The following is a 26881-nucleotide window of genomic DNA, read 5'->3' as shown; positions in this document are numbered from 1 at the left end:
TCAATCAATAATTACATAAGTTTTTCAAGATGCTAGATGATAGCGTCTGGGATTATTCTGTGTATATATAAACACAAACAACGACCTAAATTCTAATAAAATGAGGATATTAACTCATCTATTTATAAGCATTGCTATGCTAATTGGCATTGCATTTTCTGTAGCTGCAGAAAATATTACTACCAGTGTAAAAGGAAAAGTGATCGATAGTAATAGTAACGAACCAATTCCCTATGCAAGTGTTGCTTTGGAAGGATCGAGTATGGGAGCAGTAACTAATTTCGAAGGTGAATTTATAATTGAAAATGTGCCGGTTGGTCATTACCATGTTATTGCCACCTGCGTGGGATACAAATTAGAAGCAAAAGAACTTGATCTAAAAGGAGGAGTAAATAAGGCTCTTGAGTTTAAAATTGCCGAAGATTTTATTGGATTGGATCAGGTAGTGGTTACTGCCGACCGAAACAAAATTCAACGAAAAGATGCACCGGTTGTGGTGAATTCAATTTCTACAAAATTATTGGAACAAACAGCAGCTTTAACGCTGGCCGACGGTTTAGTTTTTTCGCCAGGCTTACGTGTTGAGAATGATTGTGGAAATTGTGGTTTTTCTCAAGTGCGTATGAATGGCATGGAGGGACCTTATACGCAAATACTAATCAATAGTCGTCCTATTTTTAGTGGATTGGCTGGTGTTTATGGTTTGGAGCATATTCCAGCAAGTATGATTCAACGTGTAGAAGTTGTTCGTGGTGGTGGTTCAGCACTTTTTGGTGGCAATGCTATTGCTGGAACGATTAATATTATCACCAAAGATCCAATTAGTAATTCGTTTAAAGCTGGCCTAAAATACGGTATTATCGGAGTAGGTGTTAACGATAGCGGTAGTGCTGCTTCCGATATTACTGCTGATTTTAATGCTTCTGTGGTATCCGAAGATCATCAAAGTGGAATTTTTGTATTCGGAATGAATCGGCAACGCGACGATTGGGATGGAAATAAGGATGGCTATTCGGAATTGGTGACTATGGAAAATATAAGTGCTGGTTTGCGTGCTTATCATCGTTTCTCCGATTTGGCAAAATTAACGCTCGAATATCATGTGGTGGATGAGTACCGACGTGGTGGCGATAAGCTAAATTTAAAAGCTCACGAAGCAACTATTGCCGAAGAAGTAAGTCATCGAATTAATTCGGGAGGTTTTGCTTGGGATCAATATTTTAATCAGGATAGAATCAGTAAATTGTCCATTTATGCTTCTGGACAAAGTATCGATAGAGACTCTTACTATGGTGCTGCAACTACGCTCGACGAAAATGGAGTGGAATTAGTCACACCAGTTCCAGATTATGGAGCTTATGGTCAAACCGACGATTTGGCTGTCTCTGCAGGAGCACAGTTTTTCACCAAATTCGATCGATTATTTTTCGCTCCGGCAGATATTGTACTTGGATTGGAGAATGTTTACAATAGCTTGAAAGATGATAAGTTAGGTTACTACGACTATACAAATAACACTTTTGTAGAGACAACAAATATTGCCGATCAAACTTCGAATACGGTAGGAGCTTTCGCTCAAAGTAAGTGGGATTTGGGGGCTGTTAAATTTTTAATGGGCGTTCGAATGGATTCTTATAAAATCGAAAACTCGGCAGATGGTTCCAGCTACTCTAATACTGTATTTAGTCCTAGAGCAAATGCTTTATTTGGTATTTCAAAAGCAGCTCAATTGCGTATGAGTTATGCCAGAGGATTTAGAGCACCACAAATTTTCGACGAGGATTTACATATTGAAGCATCTACTGCCCGACGTGTTATTCACGAATTGGCAGCTGATTTAACAGAAGAAAAATCCAATAGTTATACCGTATCCTGGGATTACACCAAAACCTTAGGTAAAACACAAGCTTATTTCCTTGCCGAAGGTTTCTATACACAGTTAATTGATCCTTTTTTCAACGAATTTAGTGATGTGGATGCAGAAGGAAATATGGTAATGATTCGTAAAAATGCCAATGGAGCAGTGGTAAAAGGAATGAATTTTGAATTTAAAATAGCTCCTTCCTATAAGTTCGATTATCAGATGGGTTTCACCATCCAATCTAGTAAGTACGACGATCCGGTAGATCAGGGTAATGATGCGGACGAGGAAAGCACAACTACGGATGAAATTTTAAGAACACCGCATCATTACGGATATTTTGCCATGAACTGGAAACCAATTCATGAGTTTACAGCAACGCTATCGGGATCGTATACTGGTACAATGACATTGGTTCACTTAGGTGCTGGCTTCGATGAGGAAGGAAATAAAATTTTCGGAGCGTTGGATAAATATGGAAATGAGATTCAGGAAAGTCTCGTAAAAACAGATGATTTTATGGATTTGGGAATCAATTTGTCCTATCATTTCGATTTAGGAAAAGATGTTAAATTACAATTCGATTTGGGAGTGAAGAATATCTTTAACTCTTTCCAAGATGATTTTGATTACGGATCGGCACGTGATGCTGGATACGTATACGGACCATTAAATCCAAGAACAATTTATCTGGGTGTGAAATTGGGAAACATTTTGTAGAAAATAGCCACTAAATAAAAAAACATTTTGGCTTAGTGTAAATTACGGGGCGCATTCTTTAACAGGATGTTAGCCTCGTTATTTTGTTTGGGATGTTAGCCTTTCAATTGTTGGTGTATTTATTGTTATACTTCGCCCGATAAGTACATTTGGTTTCTTAAGGGAAATTATTCGTTTATTATTGATCCGTAGAATGTTCTCAAACAAACTAGGCAACAGAGAATACAATTTAAAAAAAGATAAGTAAATTTGTGCGAATTAATTAAGTAGAATTTTTATGGCAGAGAATAGAGGAAACAGTAAAAAGGACAACATTTACATTGGAGTGTTGGCATCTTTAGGTGTAATTCTTGTGATTTTAGCGGTAATGTATTACATGGAACATAGAGATAATAAACGCTATATTTCTGAAATTACTACCGAGAAAATAAGTTTGGAAAATGAATTGAAATTGCTTTCGCAGGATTACGATTCTCTGCAAACAAGTAACGATACTTTGAATGTTCAACTTAAAATGGAACAGGAGAAGATCACAGAACTGTTGGATAGAATGAAAGTTTTTCGAAACAATTCGTATTTCGAAATTAATAAATACAAAAAGGAATTAGGAACTTTAAAAGGTGTTCTAAGAGATTATATTGTTCAAATAGACTCTTTAAATACAAGAAATCAATTACTTACGGCCGAAAATGTTCGTGTTAAAAAGCAAATCGATTGGGTGAAGGATCGTAATACCAAACTCGAGGAGTCAACCGAAACAATGAAAGAGGTGATTAGTAAAGCAGCAACTCTTACGCTTATAGATCTTGCTTGTACTCCTATTAATCGAAAAGGGAAAGACGTGAAAAAGATTTCCAAAACGGAAAAATTAGTCACCAATTTTACAATACAAAAGAATGTAACTGCAAGTACAGGTCTTAAAGCATTATATGTTCGCATTACTCGACCAGATGAAGTAGTTCTTGGAAATCCTGAAAACCTTTTATTTAATTTCGAGAATACTAAATTAAGCTATTCTGCAACCCGGGAAATTGATTACGAAGGGGAACAGCTTGATGTTGCTGTATTCTGGGATAATGATGGAAGTCTTATTGAAGGAGAATATAAAGTGGATGTTTTTACCGAGGGAAACCATATCGGTTCCGCTGCTTTTTTACTGAAATAGTCGAATAAAATATTGAATCAAAAAAAACCATCCCGTAAAGGATGGTTTTTTTGTATCGTAATTTTCGAATAGGAAAACTATTTAAAAATAGTTCGCGATCCAAAAGCTCTAAAGCCTATAAGAATAGAAACGCAACCACTTTCAATTTGTGCCTTTTGTTTATCTTCTGGTATCAGTATACGAATTACAAAATCGTCGGTACTCTCTACCATAAAATCCCATAATTTTGTGTGCCCCTCGTCCGCATTATCGTATAAAAGATTGTAATCGGTATCAAAAAGCTGAAATTGAATTTTGCCAAGGGCATCTTCTCCCTCCACCAAAATTCTATATTCCTGATCTTTATAAAAAGTAAGTTGTAATTCAGCAGTTTCTCCTTCTGATAATACGGCATTATTTAATTGTCCGTTAAACGTGTAAGGGGTTAGTTGCGGAATACATTCTTTTTTTGTGTATTCATTACATTGCGCCAATACAATATTTGGCAATGCGAATAAGTGAAAAATAAGTAGTATTGCTGTTATAGTCTTTCTCATTCCAATCGTTTTAGTGCTCTCCAATCCTATAATTCAGTAATAGTTTCTCTAATTTTATTGTTTATTTCTTTTATATCTCGTAGCGTTTCGTTCGAGGCAGTTAGAGTAACCTGGTTTTTAATGACTGTTTTTCCGTCTTTTGTTTTAATACTCGATGCAGATGATTTGGTTTGTGATATTTCCTGAAATTTAGCATCTAGTTTCTTTAAATCTGGCAGAATTTGTTTTATTTTATAGTTGTCTCTGTATTGATTTAACAAGCCAATTAAATTTTTCACAGAATGCTTTTGCTGCGATATTAAGTTGACCATTTCTTTCTGAGGATTTTTTAAATCTACAATATTAGTTGCCAAATAAAGGGTTTCAATCCATCCACCAAAAACAATTAAAGCTGCAATTCCACCTCTTTGGTTTTCTTTTAGATAACTGTCCGATTTGGTGAAAGTTTCGGTAATAATATGAAGTAATGAATCTTGATTTTCAATATTTCTTTCCATTCTTTGAGCAGTAATTTTTTCTTGCTCTTCAGGAATTCCTAATTCACGTGTAAATTTTTTAATTACGGCCAAATATCTAGCAGCATCCTGAAACTGTTCATAAATTCGAATGTAACTTAAATCGGCACCATAAATACCAATATTAATAGCTACATCTGCTTGCGATAAATAATTGTCGGCATTAGAAACTGGATTCATTAAATCAGGATGATAGGGAAGATTCATTTCCTTAATGATTCCTGTTACTTCAATCGGACTAGGTACATTGTAAAATAGGGTTTTAACCGATTTAAACTCCTTTTGTTGAGGTGCTTTTATCTCAGACACTTTATCTGTCGAAGCTTTCTTATTTTGACAACCAAAAGTTAGAACTGATGAAGTGAAAAGAAGAATGAAACAGCTTATTTTAATAGATGTTTTAAACATAGATTTGTTGATTTCGCTTAGGTTTTTTTTGTAATAAACTTAAAGTTAAACTTTTAGGGATAAAATGCAAACAAAAAAGGTTTATATGTACTAATTGTATAAAAACTCATTAATTGGAGAAACAAAAGATATCTACTACCGTAAAAACGAAATTCAATTTTCACTTATTAAGGTTATATTTGTCCTGTTTACTGATATTCTAGAGGAGTAAAATGTTTTTTCTTTTGAAAAGTAGTTTTGTTTTTGTTTTTTTCAACTCCTATTAAATAATAACAATTAGTGCGTAATTTTTAATAACAACGGAAGCTAAAAAGGGGAAATATTATCCACTTATTTGTGTTTTAAATCCGGCTTCTTCTACTTTTTTTGCAATTTGCTGCAATTCTTCCAAGGATATTTTTTCCAAATTATCACTTGGTGTATCTCTGAAAATAGTATAAATCATTACTTCTTTTGGTTTTATTCTTTGAAGATGTGAAATCCATGCTTCTATTTCCGCAGTTGTCGTATTGTCAATAATTTTACCTGCGTATTCTCCTCGAATAAAGAGGGTTTGAATAATTAAGTTACCATCGAATTCTGAAAGAAGTTCAACCAGATTATTTAAGTTGAATTTACCAACGGGTTGATCTAAATTAATAATCGTTTCTTCTGTACCGCCATCTAGTTTTAAAATGTTATCGTCAACCTTATTTAGAGCTTCGAATACCGACTTTTTGTGTATCATCGAAGAGTTGGAAAGAACTGCTATTCTAGCTTTAGGAAACACTTGATTACGAACTTCAATGGTGTAGTTAATTATTTCGCCAAATTCCGGATGAAGTGTTGGTTCTCCATTTCCCGCAAAGGTAATCACATCCAAATCTTCGTTATTGGCCTTCATTTGGCTCAATTTTTCGAACAGACTCTCTTTTACTTGATTTTTAGGATGGAAATCAATTTTTTGCTCGTATTGCTCTGGATTCCATCCACACTCACAATAAATGCAATTAAAACTGCAGAGTTTGCAATCGTTCGGTAATAAATTAATACCTAAGGAAACCCCAAGTCTTCTGCTTTTTACAGGGCCAAATATGATTTTGTCGAAAAGAAAAGTAGCCATTTGCGCGTATTTTTGTGGTGCAAATTTAGAGAAATTTTGGAGTTGATCTCCTAAATTGACTAGTTTTAATCAAGAAGTGAAGCAGTTCTGACTAAGCGATAACTCTTAGCTCACTTTTACTTGTGAACTTTTGATTCTGATAATCAAGATTGCTGAGGAGGTTTAATCCTGGTTTTTTACCTATTTCCAGACTTCCAAATGTATTTTCAAGTTGTAAATGTCTTGCTCCGTTTATAGTTCCCCATTTAATCAAATCCCAGAAAGTGAGATTTGTTTGCATTTCTTGTAAAGTTTTTATCTCCTCGAAAACAGAAAGCTTATCATGGGTTCCAAGTGATCCTGTTCCTATACAGCACTGATTCATTTCGTTTTCACAAGCTTTAAAATCCGAAAATTTTTCCAGAATAATACGATTTATAAATAGGGAGTGACAAGTCTTCCTTTGTGATTTGGCAATAGGAAGGTGTAGCTTGCAAATTGACTCTGTAAGATTTATATCACGAAAAGTTGTTTTGGATTTTTGCTTCTGATTGGCATGATTATTTTCCTGAAAATAATCGGCAGCGAGAACAGTACCATATGCTTCCAATTGATTAATCCCTTTTTGTACCGAAGTTGGTGTATTCTCTTTTTCTTGTAAAATTTGTTTTAGTGTAAACGCAAAATCATCTTGCAAACAAGCTTCAAAATCAATTTTTGAAAAGGACGAAATGCTGAGTAGTGTAAATACATCTACCAAACCAGGAATAAGTACTCCACTATAAAATTCCAAATTTGAAATCTCCTTAAAATCTCCCTTGGTATCTATTAAATCAACAATTTTATTTTCCGAATCGAGAATGATAATACCATTTCTAAGTGGTTCAGAAGTTACCGGAAAAATATAATTTGCGGCTATTTTTCTCATCGTTGTCGCAATGATTTCATGTCTTCTTCTTCTTTAATTTCCTTCATTACTTGTATGGAATCAGGTCTTATTTCCGGATTGAAAATTAAAATATCTTTAATTTCGAAATGTTGGGTAAATTCAACTAAATCGTTTTCGCCAGCGAAAAGATTACCTCGCAATTCTGTGTAGCTAGAATCGGGGTAAGTTAAACTAATTTCGTAGGTGTTGAGTTTCGAATCCTTAGTAATTGGTTGTGGCATAAACGAAATTTTATGTTCGTCGCCTAAAGTGTCTTTTTTCCAGAAATAGGCTTCTATTTTAGGATTGTCGGTTTGGTCGTCCTCAAATATTTTGATGGAAGTTTTTATAGTATAGATTCCTTTTTGTGAAATTGGGATTGCAAAATCTACTTTATTTTTATCCTTCGCTGTAATGATCCAATGTTGTTTTTTTGCCCACAAGTTCACGGTGTCTTGTTCCAGCTTTTTATTTTTAACTTCAATCCTATATTTAGTTTCAAGTCGATTAAGCGAGTCGATAATTACATCGTAAATTTGAGTGAAATTTTTTGTGTCGTTTGAATAGAAAGCAACACAAGAATCAAATTGTTCGCGGGTAATATCGTATTTCTGGAAAATAGAGTTGTAGTAATAACTTGGGCGAAAATTATCTCCCGAGCGGTAAATATTTTGAGCATCTAAAGTCCCATCAATAATATGAATGTCAATAAGCATATTAATGAACTGATCCTTATTTAGTTTTGGCTTATTGTTTTTATTCTCTTTGCAGGATACAAAAAAGGTGAATGTACAGCAAAATAAGAAAAGTAGTACTTTATTCATGAATTGTTACTTGTTGATCTGAAAGCAAAGATAATAAATCGTAAAGAATGTGCATACAGGAAAGCTACTAGCTTATTTTTTTAATCTTTTTATACAATTCCGAAGCAAATACAAAATTATTTAAATCCTCATTATCAGTATCAAATATACCATCTTTTGTACCTTCCCAAACTTTGTTTCCTTTACTGATAAAGATAATTTTTTCACCAATTTCCATTACTGAATTCATATCGTGGGTATTAATAATGGTGGTAATATTATATTCTTTTGTAATTTCTAAAATCAAATTATCAATTAGAATTGCAGTAACAGGGTCTAAGCCAGAGTTAGGCTCATCACAGAATAGATATTTTGGATTTAGAGCAATTGCTCTTGCTATTGCTACCCTTTTTTGCATACCACCACTAATTTCAGCTGGAAATAAATGATTTGAATTTTGAATATTTACACGGTTCAAACAGAAATTGGCTCTTTCTTTTTTCTCTTTTTCACTGCTATTCGAGAACATGTTTAATGGAAAAAGAACATTTTCTTCCACTGTCATAGAATCAAATAAAGCACCTCCCTGAAATACCATTCCCATCTCTTTTCGAATTTCTTTTCTTCCTTTTAAATTCATAGCAGTAAAATTTCTATCATTATAGAAAATACTTCCCGAGTCAACCTCATGTAAACCAATTATGGATTTTAATAAAACAGTTTTTCCTGATCCACTTTGTCCAATAATAAGATTGGTTTTTCCAGCTTCAAAAGTAATGGAGATATCATTCAGCACTTTTAAATCGGCAAATGATTTATATACGTTATTTACAGTGATCATTTTAAAAGGATTTGAGTGAGGATAACATTTGCAAGAAGAATTAGAATGCTGCTGTTTACAACTGCCTTTGTACTTGCTTTACCTACCTCTAGTGCGCCACCTTTTACGTAGTATCCATAAAAAGATGGTATTGCGGTAATTATAAAGGCAAAAACAGCGGTTTTTATTAAAGAATAGCTGATGTAGTAGGGAATAAAGCCGTACTGAACGCCTTCAATATAGTCGGTTAAAATAACTGTTCCGGTAAGCGATCCAGCAATTAATCCTCCCATTATTCCTACAAATACACTAAGAATATATAAAAATGGATTAATAAATATGGCCGCAATAATTTTTGGTAAAACTAAGTGGTTGGCCGAGTTAATTCCCATTATTTCTAAGGCATCAATTTGTTCAGTAACTCTCATCGAACCAATTTCGGAGGCTATATTGGAACCAACTTTTCCAGCTAATATTAAACCAACTATGGTCGACGAAAATTCAAGAATCATCGATTCCCTTGTAGTATAACCAACTAAATAATCGGGTAGCAAAGGGTTTAGCATATTGTATGCGGTTTGCAGGGTGATAACTGCTCCCATAAACAAAGATATAATCACAACAATACCAATAGAATTGATTCCTAGTTTATCAATTTCACGTATTATTTGCGAGAATAAAGTCTTGCTTTTTTCTGGTTTCGAAAATACCAATACCAGAAATCTGGAGAATTTTCCTACGTTTTCAAACAGGTTCATAGTTATTTTGCTTTACGATAAAATTACAAATTATTTATTTACTATTCCTTAGGATATGGCTATCTATTGAATTTTCTATTCTTTTTTGATTTAATAAGGCTTTTGAGTATTTTAGAGTATAATTTTTTACGACTCTTAAATTCTAATTAAATAGCAGGAATTGAGATAAATATTTCCCAATGGATAAAAACAATTATTGTATAATTATGGCTGGCGGTGTAGGTTCACGGTTTTGGCCATTAAGTAAAGATAAACACCCCAAACAATTTCTTGATATTCTTGGTGCTGGTAAAACGCTAATACAGTTAACTTACGAACGGTTTTCTTCGATTTGTCCTAAAGAAAATTTTTTCGTGGTAACTAATGCTAATTACAAGAGTCTTGTATTGGAACAGCTTCCACATATCAAAGAAGATCAGGTTTTATTGGAACCCATAAGACGAAATACCGCTCCTTGTATTGCTTACGCCAATCATAAAATAGAAAAACGGAATCCGAATGCCTCTATTATTGTTACTCCTGCCGATCATTTAATATTAAATGAAACAAAGTTTCTAAAAGTACTTAGTGAGGGAATAGAATTTGTACAGGATGGTGATAAATTGCTCACGCTCGGAATTACTCCTTCAAGACCAGAGACTGGTTATGGTTATATTCAAGTGGAAAATAAGTCTGAGGATAGTTATGCGGATGTTTATCCGGTGAAAACTTTTACCGAAAAACCACATCTCGAAATGGCGAAGATTTTTCATGAGTCAGGTGAATTTTTCTGGAACTCAGGAATTTTTGTTTGGAAATTAGGAGCAATACAAAACGCTTTTAGTGCCTTTTTGCCTGAGATTAAGCATCTTTTCGAATCTATCGAGGATAAAATAGATGGAGTGGAAGAGCAAGAATTCATTAATCAGATATATCCAAAATGTGAAAATATCTCTATAGATTATGGTATTCTTGAAAAGTCGGAGAATGTTTTCGTTTATTGTTCTGAGTTCGGATGGTCCGATCTTGGTACTTGGGGATCCTTATACGAACATTCGGGGAAAGACCATAATGCAAATGCAATTCAAGGTGAAAATGTAATGCTTTACGAATCGAAAAATTGTCTTGTAAATGTGCCTAACGATAAGTTGGTTGTAGTACAGGGTTTGAAGGATTATATTGTTGTTGAAACGGATAACTCACTATTAATATGTCCTAGAAAAGAAGAGCAGGAGATACGGAAAATTGTAAACGATGTCAAAATTACAAAAGGAAAAAAGTTTGTATAAAAAAAGGACCTGAAAAGGTCCTTTTTTTATGTGCGTATATTTTGCTTAAAACTCCCAAAGGTCATGTTCGAATGTGAATATGTCATTCTTAATTCGTTCCGCTTCAAGCATCGAATTTAAACCTACTGTATATTCGCTAATCTGACGATTGTTGTGAACATTAGAAATTTGTGAAATAAAGCTTGAAAAGTGTCTTTTTAAGAATAAATCATCAAATGAATAACGAGCAGCATCGTTATTTGGATTAAATACTTCATGAGAAGCTAGTAATGGTCTAGCTTCAGGGAAATAAATCCAAAATAGTTTTTTCTGTTGAATACCATCTAATTCCGAATCACCGTCCTTAATGTATTCGCGAATTGGGCAAATTCCAATAATTCGAACCTGTAAAGTAGATGTTTGTTTGTCGAAGAACCATTGTTCTTTTACCATATATCTTTTTACATCATCGGTATGCATTTCACCAGAAAGCACTTTTTCTTCCAACTCGCCAGTTAATCTGTTTCGTTGTGTTATTGTGTCATTCTGAGCATCGAACTTTGAGCGAATTTGATCCATAGTCATGGGAACCTTAAATTCATCATCATTAGTTTCGTAGGCAGTTAATCCTTCATTTTCTATGCCATACATCAAAAGGTCAATCAAGCTATAGCGATCATCTTCCGGAGTTGTTGGATAGTACATTGGAAGATTTAGCTTCTCCCGTAAATCAATAAATCTCCAAACTAACTTCGACCACATAACATCCGACTCACGTATATTTGAGTAGGGAATAGGCTTTCTGTTTTTAATATGATCTTTTGTATATACACTTGTAGCAATTGTTTGAGCACCAGAATAGGAAGCACAAATCAATACAAGACCAATTATTAGTAATAGGCTTTTTTTCATGGTATATAAATTTTATTACTCAATTCTAAATGAAATTGTAGGTAAGTCTCTGGTCACCCCATCTGGTCCCATTGCCCTTATATCCTCAATATAAACTTTTTGACTTCTTTTTAAGTTTCGGAACATATCAAGTTGTTCTTGGCTAAAAATATCCGATCTAGATTCCTGATCAACAGTAAAACCTTTTACGATAGTAGAAACGGTAAAGCCGGTAATTTTAAATTTTAAGTCGAAATCAAAATTATCCATAACTGCATCAACACCTGTTTGTGCTAAGAGTAAATTCTTTTTGATTTTTCCACCGCCCGAACCTGCTACTTTTGCAATTGGATCTGGAATTGGTTTTACTCTAAAGTCTACGGTTCGTAAAGGTCTCCAACCGTCTTCAAATTGCGCTTCTACTTCTACTTTCGATGTCTTAAATGCAACCTTAGGTCTGGCAACATAACTATCACCTTGTTTCACTAAATTACCATTTGTCATGCTTGCTCTTACCCGATCTGAGCTAAATCCAGGTGCTGATATACTAACTGGGTTATCAACTCCTACATAAAATACATTCATTTTTGTAGCCGAAACAACCACATTAGGTTCCGCTACGATATAAGAGGTTTCAAAATCGTATTTTTTATCAATTCCCGATGGACTGGTATAAGTAATTACACCTCCCCATTTCACCTCTCCAACTTTATCAGCTTTCGCAGAGTACATTCCTCTTCCATCCTTAAAAGTGGTAATAGGTCCTGTTCTATCAACAACAATTTTAGGATTTTGCGTGGTATCAATTGCAGCAAGAAAAACTTGAGCTTCGTAAGTATCTCCTTTTAAAATATAATTCGATTTTGAAAATACTTCAGCTCTTAACTTGTTAAATTTAAAAGATTCAGCTTCAATTTGATTAAACAAATAACTTACAATATCAGATTCGGTACTGCGAATGTCAGTTTGAATTTTAGATAGTAAGGTGATGGCTCCAATCAAAGGAGTATGAGAAAATTGTTGTGACTCCCAAGTATAATTTGGATCCCCTTTTGTTTCCTTTTCAGGTTTACTCGTATGTAATGTTTCCAAAATTGCATTACGAAGGGTTGAATCTTTCTCATCAACATGACTAAGAACCAAGTCTCGATACGTTTGAATCGCTTCTTTTAAAACTTTCCCTTGTCCACCAACTATCATTACTTCAGGTGGTACATCCAGGTTATCTTTACTATTAATATTATTTATATCATACTCTTCACCATCTGCTCGCTTAACCATTCGGTGCTTAAGTTCGTTGATAAAAGTAGATAGTTTGTCCGATTCAATACGAATCTTATCTGCTTTATCCCATGCTCCTTGCACTTTAGTTTCGTTTGCTTCTAGAGCAATTTGGAAATCCGAGTATTTGTTTTTGTTTTTTTCTTCGAAAGTTTGAATGGTTTTTGATAAACCGTTATCAATAATCGAAAACGCATCAAGTACTTCGTTTGATACATTTATCGCTAACATTGCTGTTAGAAATAAATACATCATTCCAATCATTTTTTGCCGTGGCGTTTCTTTACAATTCGATGCTCCCATTTCAGCTTAGCTTGACAGTTAAATTAATTTTTCTTCTTTACATCCATAGCACTTAACATATTACCATAAATGGTATTAAGTGTCGCAAGGTTTTGATTTAACTGTTCTGTTTCTTTTTTGTAAGCTTGTGCATTTTGTAGAGTTGATGTTAATGTTTCAAGAACTTTGTCCAAATCCTGATGTACAGTTTTTGAATTAGTCATTTGCTCATTGCTTTGTTTTAGTTGCAACTCATAAATCGCATTTAGTGAAGACAGATTGTTATTTAATGTTGACATTGAACCATTAAATGCATTACTGTTTTCAGAGATTTTATCAAATTCAGTTTGTAAAGATTTATCAATACCTTGATAGGATTCTAATAATTTAGTTCCTGACTCGTTAACATTTTTAGCAAATCCTTCACCTGAAGTGGAAATTGTATTTGCAGTTTCCTGATAGGAGTTACTTAACTTCTGAGCCGAATTTGATAATTCTTCAGTTGATTCTGCATATTTATTAGAGAATTCTCCAACAGAGTTGGAAGCTTTCTGCATGCTTTCTATATAACCATTTGTTGCAACCGAGGCTTCAGAAAGATTAGAAAGGTTTTCTGCTGCATTGGTTAGTTTTGCAAGTCCCTGACTTAAATTGGAAATTTTATCAGGTTGAACACTCATTTTTTCAAGTAGGGATTGTAATTGTTCTAATCCTTCAACTTGTACACCTCCGCCACCAAAATTTTCTCTTGGTTCTAAACCAATTAATTCTGGATAGACTAAACTCCAGTCTGGTTGTTCATGTGGAGGTTCAAATGCCGAGAAGAAGAAAATAATCGCTTCTACAGACATACCAACAGTAAGAAGTTCTCCAGCAAATGGGTAATGCTGTATTTTAAAAAGTGCACCAATCAAAACTACGGATGCACCCCAGCCATACACATAGCCCATAAATTTTTTCCATTTCGGAGATTGAACAAGTTCGGTAATATTCATGATCAGTTAAATTTGAAAAAGGTCTAAAATAAATAGTTAACGGGTAATTGTTATTTACCTAAATGAGTTCTAACACAACGGAATCCAATATAAGATTTTGCAGTATCCTGATACTCGTAGGTTCTGGTAGCACACTGTAAATAGTATCCTATATCTTTCCACGAACCACCTCGGGTAACTTTTCTTTTTAATGCTGGTGGATCATCAGGTAATGCATTGTATTCGTAGTTTGGATTCATATCATGAGTAAATGAATATGCTGATTCATCATAAGCTCCAGAAGTCCATTCGGCAACATTACCAGCCATATCATATAAGCCAAATTCGTTTGGCTCATAGCTCCCAACCGGTAAGGTTACAAGTCCTCCATCATCAACGTAATTACCACGAAGAGGTTTGAAATTGGCAAGAAAGCATCCTTGATCATTTCTTGTGTAAGGACCGCCCCATGGGTACATATTTAAGGATATTCCACCCCTAGCAGCATATTCCCATTCCGATTCTGTTGGTAAACGATAATCTTGAACTGGATAATCTCCTTCTGCTTTTAAAGCAGAATTATGATAGCGTGTTCTCCAAATGGAAAAAGCAGATGCTTGTTTCCAAGAAACTCCAACTACAGGATAATCATCGTAACCAGGATGCCAAAAATATTGTTTTGTCCAAGGCTCATTATAGGAGTAGGTAAAATCCTGAATCCAACATAAGGTATCAGGGTAAATATTAAGGGCTTCTTTCATAATAAAAGAAGAACGGTCTTCAATTTGTTTACGACCACCTTTGTAATCATCTACCATTCCTTCATACTCTCCTGTTTCGTAATTGTAACGGTTCGACTTTTTTGCAGCTTGTAAAAGATCAACCCACTCGTACTGATATTTCAGTTTACGGGAATCAATTTCTTTGTTTCTGAAGAATCTTTCGTTGACAGGCAAATACATGTCCTCCAAAATTTCGGTATATTCCTCATTGTCCCATTCCAATCGTTCTTCCCAATTAAGATAAGGAGGATCTATCGGGTTGCCATTATCATCTTCGGCAATTAGAAACTCTTCGAATTGTTGTCCTAATAACTCGCGTGCTATGGAGTCTCTAACCCAATATACAAACTGACGGTACTCATTATTTGTAATTTCGGTTTCATCCATCCAGTAAGATTCTACGGATACGGTTTTAGCAGTGGCGTTTAGTGCCCAAGCTACATCCTGATCGTTTGGACCTACGGTAAAGCTTCCGCGTGGAATTAAAACCATACCATAAGGTTTGGGTTCAAACCAATTACCTCTCTGACCCGCACCAATAAGTTCTCCGTTACCAGTATTTTTTCCGCAACTGGCTAAGAACAACAAAACAATTACACAAAGTGTTGTAAGTAGTTTATTCATAGTGGTTTTATAAATTATACTAATTGTATAGATTTTCTTTTAATGATTATAAAAATCGAATGCTCTTATATTTTTGAATTCGTTTTTCCAATTTAGTATTGAATCGATAAGCTAATAAAAACTCATGCGATCCTTTTGCAATTTTTGAGGTCGAAATGTCGTAAGCGTATCCTACTTGAATACCATTATTAAACAAAACTCCTAACAGTCCAACTATGGCGTCATCAACCCTATATGAAACGCCTCCCCAGATCTTTTTATTGTATCTGATGTTTGTATTTAAATCAAATTGAGAAACAACAGCATCTGTTTTATAAAAAACTGAAGGTAAAATTTCCCACGATTCATTTAATTCGTATCGGTATCCAGCCATCGCATAATAATGACGAGCGAGATAGGTTTCAATATTTTCATTATAACCAACGTTGGGCTGGTTCAGATGACTTACGGAAGTTCCTATGTAAAGGTTGTCTGTTTTATAATATATTCCGAAACCTAAATCAAAAACCATCTTACTATCATCAACACTAGCAGCACCCAAATCATCTTCAGGTGTTGAAAAACCATCTCCATCTGGCACAAACCACTCTCCTTGAAGAGAATTGTTCTGAAAACCGAAACTGACACCAAAATTTAAAGAACTTTCACCTATTTTTTTTTGATATGCATAACTAAAACGCATGCTGGTATTCTTTTCAAAGCCTAATTTGTCACTTAAGATGGTTAAACCAACTCCGTGATCTGCTCCCATAAAAGTGATCGGTGTGCTTATATTAAACACCGTGGTAACAGGAGCATTTTCGAAACCTACCCATTGTTGACGATTAATAGCCGACACAAAAATATCCTTGTCTGCTCCAGCAAACGCTGGGTTCACAGAAAGAATATTGAACATGTTTTGACTGAACTGTGGGTCTTGCTGAGCCTTAATTGTTAAGGTGAAGTAAGACAAAAAGATGAAGAAAATAAATTTTTTCATGTAATACATTATGGTTCAGTAAAGATCTAAAACTGTTAGGAGTAAAGTAAATAAAAATAAATGTTCCTTACAAGTTTTATCAGAGGTTCAGGTGCATTAATCAATATTTTTTAGGTTTCCATTTAAAACTTAATTTTTTTAATTCTTACATTAAATTAAATAAGGGATAGTTTATCTACCTCGACAGAGAAGTAGTTCCCTTATTTTATTGTAAGACTTATTTACGTGGGTTTTATTGTTTTGTTAAGAATTTTTGTGGTTTTTAATTTATAATAAACAATAAAAAATAATAAATATGTGTTTGAATTTAACTGTAAGGCAATAAAAAAGGGCTGTCTGTGTAGAAAGACAACCCTTAACTTTTTTTTTAATTATTTTTTATTTCTTGGTCTTTTTGGCAGTAGAAGTTTTTTTCGTTGTTGTCGCTTTCTTTTTAACAGCAACTTTCTTTTTGGCTGGAGCCTTTTTTGTTGATTTTTTCTTCGGCGCAGCTTCAATAATTTTTAAACAGTCTTTATAACTAAGCGTTTTGGGATTCTCTAAATCTTTGGCAAGTCGATAATTTTCTTTTTGAAAGGATATATAAGGTCCCCAACGACCATTAAGGATCTGTAAATCGGCATCTTCCTCAAAAGATTTGATGTGTTTTAATCGGTCTTTTTCCTTTTTTTCCTCAATAAGAACAATAGCTCTTTCTAAATCTATTTTCATTGGATCATCCACATCTTTCTTTAAAGAGGCAAATTTTCCATCGTGACGAACGTAAGGACCAAAGCGTCCAATGGCTACTACTACTTTTTTGTCTTCATAAAGCCCCAAGTCTCTAGGAAGTTTAAATAAATCGATGGCTTCTTCTAAGGTGATTGTTTCCAGATGTTGTCCGGTGCGCAAGCTCGCGAATTTAGGAGCTTCCTCTTCTTCGTTATCAGAGCTCTCGCCTAATTGTGCCATTGGGCCATAGCGACCGATACGTACAAGAATTACTTTACCAGTAACTGGATCTTTGCCGAGAATTCTTTCTCCAGTTTCACGCTCCGATTCTTCAAGCGTCTTTTCTACGTTTGCATGAAATGGGTTATAGAATTTACCAATCATTTCGTACCACACTAATTTACCAATAGCAATATCATCAAATTCCTTCTCCACATCAGCTGTGAAATTGTAATTCATGATGGTGGTAAAGTGTTTATTTAAAAAGTCGGTAACTACCATTCCTATATCTGCAGGGAAAAGTTTTTTGTTTTCAGCTCCAGTTATTTGTGTTTTAGTTTCTTCCGAAATTTGATTGTTAGTAAGAGTTATTACTTCATAATTTCTTTCTACACCATCACGAGATTCTTTAACAACATAACCACGATTTTGAACTGTGGTTATGGTTGGGGCATAAGTTGATGGTCGGCCAATTCCCAATTCTTCTAATTTTTTAACCAAACTAGCTTCGGTGAATCTTGCCGGACGATAAGTGAAATTTTGAGTTGCATTCATTACTTCTTCCTGAAGTATATCACCAACTTTAACGTTCGGTAGAAGGGTTTCTTCTTCTTTCTGATTGTCATCATCTGATGACTCCATATATACTCTAAAGAATCCATCGAATTTAATCATTTCTCCGGATGCTACTAACTCTTTATTATTGGTGGAGATGCCAATCTTGATGTTGGTTTTCTCAAGTTTTGCATCGGCCATTTGAGATGCAATGGTTCGCTTCCAAATTAAATTGTATAAGCGGACTTCATTCGATTCTCCAGAAATTTCTTCCTTATTTAAATAGGTAGGACGAATTGCCTCGTGAGCTTCTTGAGCTCCTTTATTTTTTGTTTTGTATCTTCTAGTTTGAACGTATTCAGCTCCATGACGTTTGGTTATTTCCTCTTTGGCAGCGGTAAGTGCTGTTTCCGCAAGATTTACCGAATCAGTCCTCATGTAGGTAATATTTCCAGCTTCATAAAGGCGTTGAGCAACGGTCATTGTTTGCGCTACTGAAAATCCAAGCTTTCTACTAGCCTCTTGTTGTAAGGTAGAGGTTGTAAATGGTGCTGCTGGTTTGCGAGTCGATGGTTTTTTCTCGATCTCATTGATACCATACTCTGCATTTTTACAACTATTTAAAAATTTAAGTGTTTCTTCTCTTGTTGAGAATCTTTTCGGTAGTTCTGCTTTTACTGTTTTTTCATCGCCATTCGCATCCTTTACGGTAAGAAGAGCAACAACTTTAAAATAAGATTCGGAGGTGAAATCGATAATTTCCCGTTCTCTTTCAACAATTAAACGAACGGCAACAGATTGTACTCGTCCAGCAGACAATTGAGGTTTTACTTTTTTCCATAAAACAGGTGAAACTTCAAATCCCACTAATCTATCAAGAATTCTTCGCGCTTGTTGGGCGTTTACTAAATTTACATCTAGATCGCGTGGATTTTCGATTGCTTTAAGGATCGCTTCCTTCGTAATTTCATGAAAAACGATTCGTCTTGTATTTTCTTTTTTAAGTTTAAGCACCTCATATAAGTGCCATGCGATAGCTTCTCCCTCGCGATCCTCATCGGATGCGATCCAGACTACTTTTGCTTCCTTTGCCAATTTCTTTAATTCAGCAACAACCTTTTTCTTGTCTGTGGAAACAATATAATTGGGGGTGAAATTATTCTTAATGTCAATTCCAAAATCTTTCTTCTCTAAGTCTCTAATGTGCCCAAAGCTAGACTTTACAATGAAGTTTTTTCCTAAAAACTTCTCAATAGTTTTTGCTTTTGCTGGGGACTCGACTATTACTAAATTCTCTACCATACTTGTATCTTTACTTTGGAAAGTTGAGGTTAAAATTTCTGCAAAGTAAAACAATAAGGAGGCTAACTTCAAAATTTTATGATGATTATTTTGAAATTACCCATTTCATTTATATAAAATAATTCTAAATCATTAGAAGATGTGCCACCAATAATTGTTCAAATAATATTTGCTATTTTTACAGCGAAAATTAAATTAATTGCTTCAACATGTCAGAAAGAAACACTGAGTTTAACTCGGATAACGAATCAATTTCGAAAATACAAATGTTTAAAAAACCACTGATTATTTTTTGGTTGGTTTTTTCGATAGGAATAGTAAGTGCTGTTCTGTTTTTTGCTGGAGTTTCAAATGGTACATTTGGTTTCATGCCTTCGTTTGAAGAATTGGAAAATCCTAAAAACAGTTTAGCAACGGAAGTATATACGGTAGATGGCAGTTTAATTGGGAAGTTCTATTTTGAAAATAGATCTTTTGTTGAGTATCCTGAATTGTCTCCTTTCTTGGTGGATGCATTAATTGCTACTGAAGATGTAAGGTTTAATGATCATTCTGGTATTGATGTTAGAGGTTTGGGACGTGTTGCGAAAGGATTGGTAACAGGAGACAAAAGTGCTGGAGGAGGTAGTACAATTTCGCAACAGTTGGCTAAAATGTTGTTCCCGCGGGAGAGTTTCGAGAAAAAAATGGAGATTGTTTTTAGAAAATTTAGGGAGTGGGTAATTGCGGTGAAACTGGAGAGAAGTTACACCAAGGAAGAGATCATGACCATGTACTTTAATAAATTTGATTTCTTAAACCTTGCTGTGGGTGTGAAATCGGCGGCAAATGTATACTTTAACACAACACCCGACTCCCTTCATATTGAGCAGGCTGCTATGTTGGTGGGAATGGCTAAAAACCCATCGTATTTTAATCCCCTACGACGCCCTGAACTTACTTTAAACCGACGTAATGTGGTTTTATCGCAAATGGTAAAGTATGATTACTTATCGGAAACGCAATATGATTCCCTTAAGAACCTTCCGTTGGGAATTGATTTTCAGAAAGTAGATCATAAAAGAGGAATGGCTCCTTATTTTCGGGAGTATTTGCGCACGTCGTTAACTGCAAATGAGCCGGTTAAGGATAGGTATCCATCTTATGCACATCAGCAGTTTGTAAAGGATTCGATAGAATGGGAAACCAATCCTTTTTATGGATGGTGTAATAAAAATGTAAAAGCAGATGGAACACCATACAATATATATAAGGATGGATTGAAAATTTATACTACTATTGATTCTAGAATGCAAAAGTATGCCGAAGAAGCTGTGGTAGAACATTTAGGACTGGATTTGCAAAAGGCTTTTAATAGAGAAAAGGAGAACCATAGAAATCCACCTTTTTCGGATGATTTAAGCAATGATGATGTAGAGCATAATATTGAAACTTCGATGCGAAGAAGTGAAAGGTATCGTGTTTTAAAGAAAAATGGCATGAGCATGGATTCGATAAGGTTGGTATTTAAGAATCCTACTAATATGAAAATCTTTACTTGGAAAGGAGAAAGAGATACGATTCTTAGTCCTAATGATTCCATGCTATATATGAAAGGATTTTTGCGTGCTGGTTTTATGTCGATGGAACCACAAACCGGTGAGGTGCGTGCCTACGTTGGAGGACCGAACTATGAGAATTTCATGTACGATATGGTTACTGTTGGAAAACGTCAGGTTGGCTCTACTATTAAACCATTTTTGTACACGCTCGCTATGCAAGAGGGGCTCGGGCCTTGCGATAAAGTACCAAATATTCCGCAAACATTTATTTTGCCAGACGGAACTCCTTGGGCTTCGAAAAATTCGGATGATAAGCACGAAGGGGAGATGGTGACTTTAAAATGGGGATTGGCTAATTCGGTGAATAATATTTCGGGTTGGGTGTTGAAACAAACTACTCCTGAATCGGTTGCCGATATGGCTCATAAAATGGGTGTGATTAGTTATATCGATCCGGTTCCATCTATTTATTTAGGTACTTCGGAAATATCTGTATACGAAATGGTTGGGGCTTATTCTACATTTGTAAATAAAGGAGTTTACATTAAACCAAGCTTTGTTACTAAAATAGAAGATCATAAAGGAAATTTAATTGCTCGCTCGGTTTCTAGAAAACGGGAAGTAATGGACGAAAGAACGGCTTATTTGATGACGAACTTACTGGAAGGTGTGGTTAAAAGAGGTACTGGGATAAGATTAAGAATTAAATACGGAATGAATAACCCGATTGGAGGAAAAACGGGAACAACACAGAATCATTCGGATGGTTGGTTTATGGGAATAACTCCCGAATTAGTATCAGGTGTATGGGTTGGCGCAGAAGATCGTTCCGTTCATTTTGAGGGGATTAGGCAAGGGCAGGGAGCAAATATGGCATTGCCAATTTGGGCCTTGTACATGCAAAAAGTTTATGCGGATAAAAGTTTGAATATTAGCCAAGGAGATTTCGAAAAACCAAGAGGGGTAAGTATAAATCTCGATTGTGATGATGAATCTAACAATAATGGATTGATTGAATCGGAGAATGAAGATTTCTTTTAGATTCCATTCAAAATTATTGTTGGAAGATCGATATTTTTTCTTTAAAATTGTAAGGAGTTTTAGGTTCCTCTAAAGGGAATAATAGGGAATCCTGTTTAAGCAGGAGCTGTCCCCGCAGCTGTAAGTTCCGGTTCGTTTTTCGAATCAATATTTTAAACAAGTAAGCCACTGTTCTGTATGGAATGGGAAGGTGTTTAAAATGGAATAAGCCAGAAGACCTGCCTAAAATCATGGATTTAGCTTTCGGTGGAAAAAGCGGAAAGATTCAGTTTATTTCTTTCTTATTCCGACGCTATTCGATTCGAAATGCCATACTCGAATCAAGAAAAATTCATAGTAACTGTTTTAAGGCCGAAACGTAAGTTTCGGCCTTATTTTTTATCTAAAAAGTTTTTGGAAGACTTCTCCAACTTTACTAACTAAATGAATTTTTATTTTGAATTTATTGGTATCTAAACCTTTAGAGTTGTATTTTGGAATAAATATTTGTTTGAATCCTAATTTTTCCGCTTCACTAATGCGTTGATCAATTCTGCTAACTGGTCTAATTTCTCCCGACAAGCCAATTTCGCCTGAAAAACACACTTCTTTAGGAATTGAGATGTCTGTGCTTGATGATAAAACAGCGAGAATTACAGCCAAATCGATAGCTGGATCGTTTACTTTAATTCCCCCAGCAATGTTTAGAAATACATCTTTGGTAGAAAGTTTGAACCCAGCTCTTTTTTCTAAAACAGCTAATAGCATATTTAATCGACGAAGATCGAAACCTGTTGAGGAGCGTTGCGGGGTTCCGTAAGCCGCGGAACTGACCAAAGCTTGTATTTCTATAAGGAAAGGCCTCATTCCTTCTATTGAAGCCGAAATAGTTACTCCGCTTAAGTTTTCATCTTCCTGCGAAAGAAGCAACTCTGAAGGGTTAGATACTTCGCGGAGACCATTGTGCTGCATTTCATAAATGCCCATTTCGGAGGTGGAGCCGAAACGATTTTTCGTAGATCGTAATATTCGATACATGTGGTTTTGATCTCCTTCGAACTGAAGAACGGTGTCAACCATATGTTCTAAAATTTTAGGACCAGCTAAATTTCCATCTTTTGTAATGTGGCCAATTAAAATTACTGGCGTGGAGGATTCTTTCGCAAATCGCAGTAGCTGAGATGTGCACTCTCTTATTTGTGATACGCTACCAGGACCAGCTTCTATCGTTTCGGTAGCAAGAGTTTGAATAGAATCGATAACGATAATGTTTGGAGAAGTATTTTTTACGTGAGAAAAAATATTTTCCATGGATGTTTCACTTACAATTAGGCAGTTTTCGTTATCGGAATTAATACGATTTCCGCGCAACTTTATTTGTTGAGCACTTTCTTCGCCCGATACATATAAAGTAGTGTAATTCTTTAGATTTAAGGCAATTTGAAGGGCTAAAGTCGACTTTCCTATTCCTGGCTCACCGCCTATTAGTATTAGTGATCCAGGAACTAAACCTCCTCCTAACACACGATTTAGTTCTTCATTTTTAGTGTCGAATCGAGATTCTTCGGTGGAGGATATTTCGGAAATTTTTTGTGGCTTATTTTTTTTTCCTTGACCATTAGTTCCTACTATTGTTGTAGCAGTTGATTTTACAACAACTTCTTCAACAAACGAATTCCATTCTCCGCACGAAGGACATTTTCCTACCCATTTTGTAGACTCTACTCCGCAGGATTGACAAAACCAGGCGCTTTTTGTTTTTGCTTTAATGGCCATAAATACGAATAATTATTTAGTGGTTGTTTTTATTATTTTATTAATGATACCTGTGGAAGAAAAGCCTTCGAGAAAATCTAAAGTCTTAATTTCTCCACCTTTAGCTTTCACAATATCGTAGCCAACAATATCTTCGGCATTATAATCACTTCCTTTTACTAAAATGTCAGGCTGTATAAATTTAATTAGTTCGTATGGTGTTTGTTCTTCAAAATAGATAACCATATCAACAAAGCCCAATGAAGCTAGTAGGAAAGCTCTTGAATATTCATCAATAATAGGACGGTTGGTACCTTTAAGCTTTTGTACGGAAGCATCGGTGTTTAAACCAATAACTAGCTTATTGCCCATTGAAGCAGCGGAAGCTAAATAGTCTAAATGACCACGATGAACCAAGTCAAAACAACCATTCGTGAAAACAATTTTATTTTCTTTAAAACGCCAGGTTTGAAGGAGATTAAAGGCACTCTCTTTATTTGTGATAATTTTATTTTTTACAATATCTAGTTTATTCATTGGGGTTGATTTTGATTGATGCTAATAACTTACAAGTATAAAGTATCGGAAACAAAGTATCAAGGTTCGTGAAAGAATTGTTTTCTTTCCATTTTAAAAATTGAGTAATATTTTTCTTGCAATTTCTGTCTTAAGCATAAAAAAAGGCTGTTCGGTTAGAACAGCCCAGTATTTATTTAAATAAGATAATTTAAATCAACTTATTGGTAGCAGTATCAGGAAAAACCAAACTTGGCTCCCACGATTTAGCTTCCTCAAATTCCATTGATGCATAGGAGATGATGATAACAATATCACCAACTGCACATTTTCTGGCAGCAGGACCATTTAAACAGATGATTCCAGAGTTTCTTTCACCTCTAATAACATAGGTTTCTAATCGTTCACCATTGTTAACGTTAACAATTTGAACTTTTTCATTTTCAATAAGATTAGCAGCATCCATTAAGTCTTCGTCAATGGTAATGCTTCCAACATACTGAAGATCAGCACCAGTTACTGATGCTTTGTGAATTTTCGATTTACAAACTTCAATGTACATATCGTTTTTTACTAATATTTAAAAAGTAATGTTGTCGATCAAGCGTGTTTTTCCAACTTGAACTGTAATGCATCCTACTTTGTTATTAGGCTCATTCCAGTCCTTAATCACCTCAAGGCTTGTATCATCAACAATTTCAAAATACTCTACCGAAAGATATATGTTTTTATTGATTTCTTCAACAACCCATTCTTTCAGTTGAGATACACTTAACTTCGCTGCTAAGTTACGAGCTTTAAACAAAGTTTCAGATATTTTGCAAGCATTTTTTCTCTGATCTTCAGAAAGCAGTACATTTCTTGAGCTCATTGCTAAGCCGTCTTTCTCCCTAATAATGGGGCATGGAACGATATTTACACTTAACTTAAGATCTTTTGTCATCTGCTTAATAACAGCTACTTGTTGGAAATCTTTTTGTCCAAAATAGGCATTGTCGGGGCTGATAATGTCAAAAAGTCGACTCACAACTTGAGCAACTCCATTGAAATGCCCTGGACGATTTTTTCCCTCCATTACTTGATCCAGTAAACCAAAATTGAAAATTCTTGAGTCTGGTTCCGGATAAATTTCTTTTACTTCTGGAATAAATATTAGGTCTGGTTTAAAGGCCGATAATTTTTCTAGATCCTCTTCAATGGTTCGTGGATAGGTCGATAGATCTTCCGGATTATTGAATTGTGTCGGGTTTACAAAAATACTAACTATTGTAATATCATTGTTTTGTACAGATATATCGGTAAGAGATAAATGTCCCTCATGAAGTGCACCCATTGTAGGAACAAATCCGATTGTCTTTCCTTCTGACTTAAACTTGCTGATTTTAGTCTTTATTTCAGCAACAAGTTTTACTATTTCCATCCCTTAAATATTGTGTCTGTGAAATCTGATTGGTTTTTATTTTAGACTGCAAATAAAATAAATAAATGTAAATCGGAGAAATATTAATTGCATTTAATTGTATTGTAGGAGCTTTAAGCTTCACATTCGGGCAGGTATGTGGATTATTTTTATTAATTTTGCGCAGATAATCTGTATTATATTATTAGCGACTATATGGAAAAGACAAAAGTATTGTTTGTTTCACAAGAAATTACCCCTTATCTTCCTGAAACTGAAATGTCTGCAATTGGTAGATATCTACCCCAGGGAATCCAGGAAAAGGGAAAAGAAATCAGAACTTTCATGCCTCGTTATGGGTGCATTAACGAGAGAAGAAATCAGTTGCACGAAGTAATTCGCCTTTCTGGAATGAATTTAATAATTGATGATACAGATCATCCGTTGATTATTAAAGTTGCTTCTATTCAGGCTGCTCGTATGCAAGTTTATTTCATTGATAATGAGGATTATTTCCACCGAAAAGAAATTCTTTTAGATGAAAATGGAGATGCTTTCGGGGATAATGATGAAAGAGCTATTTTCTTTGCACGAGGAGTACTAGAAACAGTTAAGAAGTTACGATGGGCGCCAGATGTTGTTCATTGTCAAGGTTGGTTTACTGGCTTGGTGCCTTTGTATTTGAAAAAATCATTTAACGAGGATCCATTGTTTACTGATACCAAAGTTGTTTTTTCTTTGTATGATGATGAATTTTCATCAAAATTCAGTAATCAATTCAGAGATAAATCTATTATTGAAGGAGTAAGTCAGGAAGATGTTAGTATTTTAGAAGATGCAACTTATGTAGCTCTTCATAAATTAGCAATTGATCAGTCTGATGCTTTTATAATGGGAAGTCCTCAAATAAACGAAGAAGTGAAAGCTTATGCGTTGGCTTCCGGGAAACCTTTTTTAGAGCACAAAAGTCAGGATGAATATGTGGAAGCTTATTCGGAATTTTACGATAAATTAGTAGCAGAATAGTTACGAGTTTAAAATATATTTTAAAGGTGTATTCAAGCAATTGCTTAAATACACCTTTATTTTTTTATCCGAATAAGGAATAAACTTTAAGAAGTTTGGAGAGCATTCGAACTTATCGTATTTTTAGCTGCGTCTATAATAATTCAATCGACGAGCTTAATTGTGATCGTAACTACCAATTA

The 26881-nt window shown here is 34.8% G+C and carries 22 protein-coding genes and 1 riboswitch; of the genes, 5 read left to right on the top strand and 17 right to left on the bottom strand.

All coding sequences use genetic code 11. From position 1 onward, the window contains the following. Nucleotides 1-100: 100 nt before the first annotated feature. Nucleotides 101-2581, top strand: coding sequence for a TonB-dependent receptor (locus BZG02_RS11685; RefSeq protein WP_101261615.1), 2481 nt, complete (start codon nt 101-103; stop codon nt 2579-2581). Nucleotides 2582-2858: 277 nt separating this feature from the next. Then, on the top strand, nt 2859-3746 hold the full coding sequence (locus BZG02_RS11680) for a coiled-coil domain-containing protein (protein WP_101261614.1): 888 nt from the start codon (nt 2859-2861) through the stop codon (nt 3744-3746). Between the two features lie 77 nt (nt 3747-3823). Here the strand turns inward: BZG02_RS11680 and BZG02_RS11675 are convergent, their stop codons facing one another. From BZG02_RS11675 to BZG02_RS11645, 7 genes are all read right to left on the bottom strand, one after another. Continuing rightward, entirely contained in the window at nt 3824-4282 is a 459-nt protein-coding gene (locus BZG02_RS11675) for a hypothetical protein (RefSeq protein ID WP_101261613.1), read from the bottom strand. Nucleotides 4283-4308: 26 nt separating this feature from the next. After that, complete coding sequence (locus tag BZG02_RS11670) at nt 4309-5205, bottom strand: hypothetical protein (protein WP_101261612.1); 897 nt, start codon at nt 5203-5205, stop codon at nt 4309-4311. Between the two features lie 322 nt (nt 5206-5527). Then, nucleotides 5528-6307 (bottom strand): radical SAM protein, encoded by a 780-nt coding sequence (locus BZG02_RS11665; RefSeq protein WP_101261611.1) that lies wholly within the window; start codon nt 6305-6307, stop codon nt 5528-5530. Nucleotides 6308-6398: 91 nt separating this feature from the next. Then, a complete protein-coding gene (locus tag BZG02_RS11660) occupies nt 6399-7214 on the bottom strand; it encodes an amidohydrolase family protein (protein ID WP_101261610.1) in 816 nt (271 codons plus the stop codon). After that, entirely contained in the window at nt 7211-8038 is an 828-nt protein-coding gene (locus tag BZG02_RS11655; RefSeq protein WP_101261609.1) for a DUF4296 domain-containing protein, read from the bottom strand. The genes BZG02_RS11660 and BZG02_RS11655 overlap by 4 nt, the downstream gene beginning before the upstream one ends. A 67-nt stretch (nt 8039-8105) precedes the next feature. Next, entirely contained in the window at nt 8106-8858 is a 753-nt protein-coding gene (locus BZG02_RS11650; protein WP_101261608.1) for an ABC transporter ATP-binding protein, read from the bottom strand. After that, nucleotides 8855-9595 (bottom strand): MlaE family ABC transporter permease, encoded by a 741-nt coding sequence (locus BZG02_RS11645; RefSeq protein ID WP_101261607.1) that lies wholly within the window; start codon nt 9593-9595, stop codon nt 8855-8857. Before BZG02_RS11645 ends, BZG02_RS11650 begins: the two co-directional genes overlap by 4 nt. 179 nt (nt 9596-9774) lie before the next feature. Here BZG02_RS11645 and BZG02_RS11640 point away from each other — a divergent pair, with 179 nt between their 5' ends. Further along, nucleotides 9775-10863, top strand: a complete 1089-nt coding sequence (locus tag BZG02_RS11640) for a mannose-1-phosphate guanylyltransferase (RefSeq protein WP_101261606.1) — start codon at nt 9775-9777, stop codon at nt 10861-10863. Nucleotides 10864-10908: 45 nt separating this feature from the next. Here BZG02_RS11640 and porN read toward each other — a convergent pair whose 3' ends face one another. The 6 genes from porN to topA form a co-directional block, all read right to left on the bottom strand. Further along, nucleotides 10909-11754, bottom strand: coding sequence for a type IX secretion system ring subunit PorN/GldN (gene porN / locus BZG02_RS11635; protein ID WP_101261605.1), 846 nt, complete (start codon nt 11752-11754; stop codon nt 10909-10911). A gap of 15 nt (nt 11755-11769) precedes the next feature. Beyond that, on the bottom strand, nt 11770-13317 hold the full coding sequence (porM, locus tag BZG02_RS11630; protein WP_101261604.1) for a type IX secretion system motor protein PorM/GldM: 1548 nt from the start codon (nt 13315-13317) through the stop codon (nt 11770-11772). Between the two features lie 23 nt (nt 13318-13340). Further along, nucleotides 13341-14291 carry a type IX secretion system motor protein PorL/GldL gene (gene porL, locus BZG02_RS11625; protein ID WP_101261603.1) on the bottom strand — a complete coding sequence of 317 codons (951 nt, stop codon included), beginning with the start codon at nt 14289-14291 and terminating at the stop codon, nt 13341-13343. 50 nt (nt 14292-14341) lie between these two features. Then, nucleotides 14342-15676 carry a T9SS ring complex lipoprotein PorK/GldK gene (gene porK, locus BZG02_RS11620; protein WP_101261602.1) on the bottom strand — a complete coding sequence of 445 codons (1335 nt, stop codon included), beginning with the start codon at nt 15674-15676 and terminating at the stop codon, nt 14342-14344. A 46-nt stretch (nt 15677-15722) separates the two neighbouring features. Next, a complete protein-coding gene (locus tag BZG02_RS11615) occupies nt 15723-16655 on the bottom strand; it encodes a PorP/SprF family type IX secretion system membrane protein (RefSeq protein WP_180335700.1) in 933 nt (310 codons plus the stop codon). A gap of 378 nt (nt 16656-17033) precedes the next feature. Next, nucleotides 17034-19442, bottom strand: coding sequence for a type I DNA topoisomerase (gene topA, locus BZG02_RS11610; protein WP_101261670.1), 2409 nt, complete (start codon nt 19440-19442; stop codon nt 17034-17036). A 209-nt stretch (nt 19443-19651) separates the two neighbouring features. On the opposite strand from topA, the gene BZG02_RS11605 reads away from it, so the two are divergent. Then, on the top strand, nt 19652-22024 hold the full coding sequence (locus tag BZG02_RS11605; RefSeq protein ID WP_218972230.1) for a penicillin-binding protein 1A: 2373 nt from the start codon (nt 19652-19654) through the stop codon (nt 22022-22024). 44 nt (nt 22025-22068) lie between these two features. After that, nucleotides 22069-22264, top strand: a riboswitch (cobalamin riboswitch). Between the two features lie 138 nt (nt 22265-22402). Here the strand turns inward: BZG02_RS11605 and radA are convergent. The 4 genes from radA to panC all read right to left on the bottom strand — a co-directional run bounded on the left by radA (nt 22403) and on the right by panC (nt 25694). Continuing rightward, nucleotides 22403-23779 (bottom strand): DNA repair protein RadA, encoded by a 1377-nt coding sequence (gene radA, locus BZG02_RS11600; protein WP_101261600.1) that lies wholly within the window; start codon nt 23777-23779, stop codon nt 22403-22405. A gap of 12 nt (nt 23780-23791) precedes the next feature. After that, the gene (rfaE2, locus tag BZG02_RS11595; RefSeq protein WP_101261599.1) at nt 23792-24295 is read right to left on the bottom strand and encodes a D-glycero-beta-D-manno-heptose 1-phosphate adenylyltransferase; all 504 of its coding nucleotides are present in this window, start codon (nt 24293-24295) and stop codon (nt 23792-23794) included. A gap of 190 nt (nt 24296-24485) precedes the next feature. Further along, entirely contained in the window at nt 24486-24836 is a 351-nt protein-coding gene (panD, locus tag BZG02_RS11590; protein WP_101261598.1) for an aspartate 1-decarboxylase, read from the bottom strand. Between the two features lie 18 nt (nt 24837-24854). Further along, nucleotides 24855-25694: a pantoate--beta-alanine ligase gene (panC, locus tag BZG02_RS11585; RefSeq protein WP_101261597.1), complete on the bottom strand. Its 840-nt coding sequence runs from the start codon at nt 25692-25694 to the stop codon at nt 24855-24857. 195 nt (nt 25695-25889) lie between these two features. Here panC and BZG02_RS11580 point away from each other — a divergent pair, with 195 nt between their 5' ends. Next, nucleotides 25890-26699 (top strand): glycogen/starch synthase, encoded by an 810-nt coding sequence (locus BZG02_RS11580; RefSeq protein WP_101261596.1) that lies wholly within the window; start codon nt 25890-25892, stop codon nt 26697-26699. Nucleotides 26700-26881: the final 182 nt, after the last annotated feature.

Origin of the sequence: Labilibaculum filiforme (assembly GCF_002843315.1) — a bacterium.
Classification (GTDB): domain Bacteria; phylum Bacteroidota; class Bacteroidia; order Bacteroidales; family Marinifilaceae; genus Labilibaculum; species Labilibaculum filiforme.
The sequence above is the reverse complement of the archived record's forward strand: the minus strand, read 5'-3'. Positions and strand labels throughout refer to the sequence as shown.

What these genes read in the sequence shown, in the direction of transcription:
- porN (WP_101261605.1), bottom strand. Translation starts at nt 11,754, where the DNA reads ATGAAAAAAAGCCTATTACTAATAATTGGTCTTGTATTGATTTGTGCT.
- BZG02_RS11650 (WP_101261608.1), bottom strand. Translation starts at nt 8,858, where the DNA reads ATGATCACTGTAAATAACGTATATAAATCATTTGCCGATTTAAAAGTG.
- BZG02_RS11605 (WP_218972230.1), top strand. Translation starts at nt 19,652, where the DNA reads ATGTCAGAAAGAAACACTGAGTTTAACTCGGATAACGAATCAATTTCG.
- BZG02_RS11675 (WP_101261613.1), bottom strand. Translation starts at nt 4,282, where the DNA reads ATGAGAAAGACTATAACAGCAATACTACTTATTTTTCACTTATTCGCA.
- BZG02_RS11665 (WP_101261611.1), bottom strand. Translation starts at nt 6,307, where the DNA reads ATGGCTACTTTTCTTTTCGACAAAATCATATTTGGCCCTGTAAAAAGC.
- radA (WP_101261600.1), bottom strand. Translation starts at nt 23,779, where the DNA reads ATGGCCATTAAAGCAAAAACAAAAAGCGCCTGGTTTTGTCAATCCTGC.
- porM (WP_101261604.1), bottom strand. Translation starts at nt 13,317, where the DNA reads ATGGGAGCATCGAATTGTAAAGAAACGCCACGGCAAAAAATGATTGGA.
- BZG02_RS11640 (WP_101261606.1), top strand. Translation starts at nt 9,775, where the DNA reads ATGGATAAAAACAATTATTGTATAATTATGGCTGGCGGTGTAGGTTCA.
- BZG02_RS11670 (WP_101261612.1), bottom strand. Translation starts at nt 5,205, where the DNA reads ATGTTTAAAACATCTATTAAAATAAGCTGTTTCATTCTTCTTTTCACT.
- BZG02_RS11660 (WP_101261610.1), bottom strand. Translation starts at nt 7,214, where the DNA reads ATGAGAAAAATAGCCGCAAATTATATTTTTCCGGTAACTTCTGAACCA.
- BZG02_RS11680 (WP_101261614.1), top strand. Translation starts at nt 2,859, where the DNA reads ATGGCAGAGAATAGAGGAAACAGTAAAAAGGACAACATTTACATTGGA.
- BZG02_RS11685 (WP_101261615.1), top strand. Translation starts at nt 101, where the DNA reads ATGAGGATATTAACTCATCTATTTATAAGCATTGCTATGCTAATTGGC.
- porK (WP_101261602.1), bottom strand. Translation starts at nt 15,676, where the DNA reads ATGAATAAACTACTTACAACACTTTGTGTAATTGTTTTGTTGTTCTTA.
- BZG02_RS11580 (WP_101261596.1), top strand. Translation starts at nt 25,890, where the DNA reads ATGGAAAAGACAAAAGTATTGTTTGTTTCACAAGAAATTACCCCTTAT.
- BZG02_RS11615 (WP_180335700.1), bottom strand. Translation starts at nt 16,655, where the DNA reads ATGAAAAAATTTATTTTCTTCATCTTTTTGTCTTACTTCACCTTAACA.
- BZG02_RS11645 (WP_101261607.1), bottom strand. Translation starts at nt 9,595, where the DNA reads ATGAACCTGTTTGAAAACGTAGGAAAATTCTCCAGATTTCTGGTATTG.
- rfaE2 (WP_101261599.1), bottom strand. Translation starts at nt 24,295, where the DNA reads ATGAATAAACTAGATATTGTAAAAAATAAAATTATCACAAATAAAGAG.
- panD (WP_101261598.1), bottom strand. Translation starts at nt 24,836, where the DNA reads ATGTACATTGAAGTTTGTAAATCGAAAATTCACAAAGCATCAGTAACT.
- topA (WP_101261670.1), bottom strand. Translation starts at nt 19,442, where the DNA reads ATGGTAGAGAATTTAGTAATAGTCGAGTCCCCAGCAAAAGCAAAAACT.
- panC (WP_101261597.1), bottom strand. Translation starts at nt 25,694, where the DNA reads ATGGAAATAGTAAAACTTGTTGCTGAAATAAAGACTAAAATCAGCAAG.
- porL (WP_101261603.1), bottom strand. Translation starts at nt 14,291, where the DNA reads ATGAATATTACCGAACTTGTTCAATCTCCGAAATGGAAAAAATTTATG.
- BZG02_RS11655 (WP_101261609.1), bottom strand. Translation starts at nt 8,038, where the DNA reads ATGAATAAAGTACTACTTTTCTTATTTTGCTGTACATTCACCTTTTTT.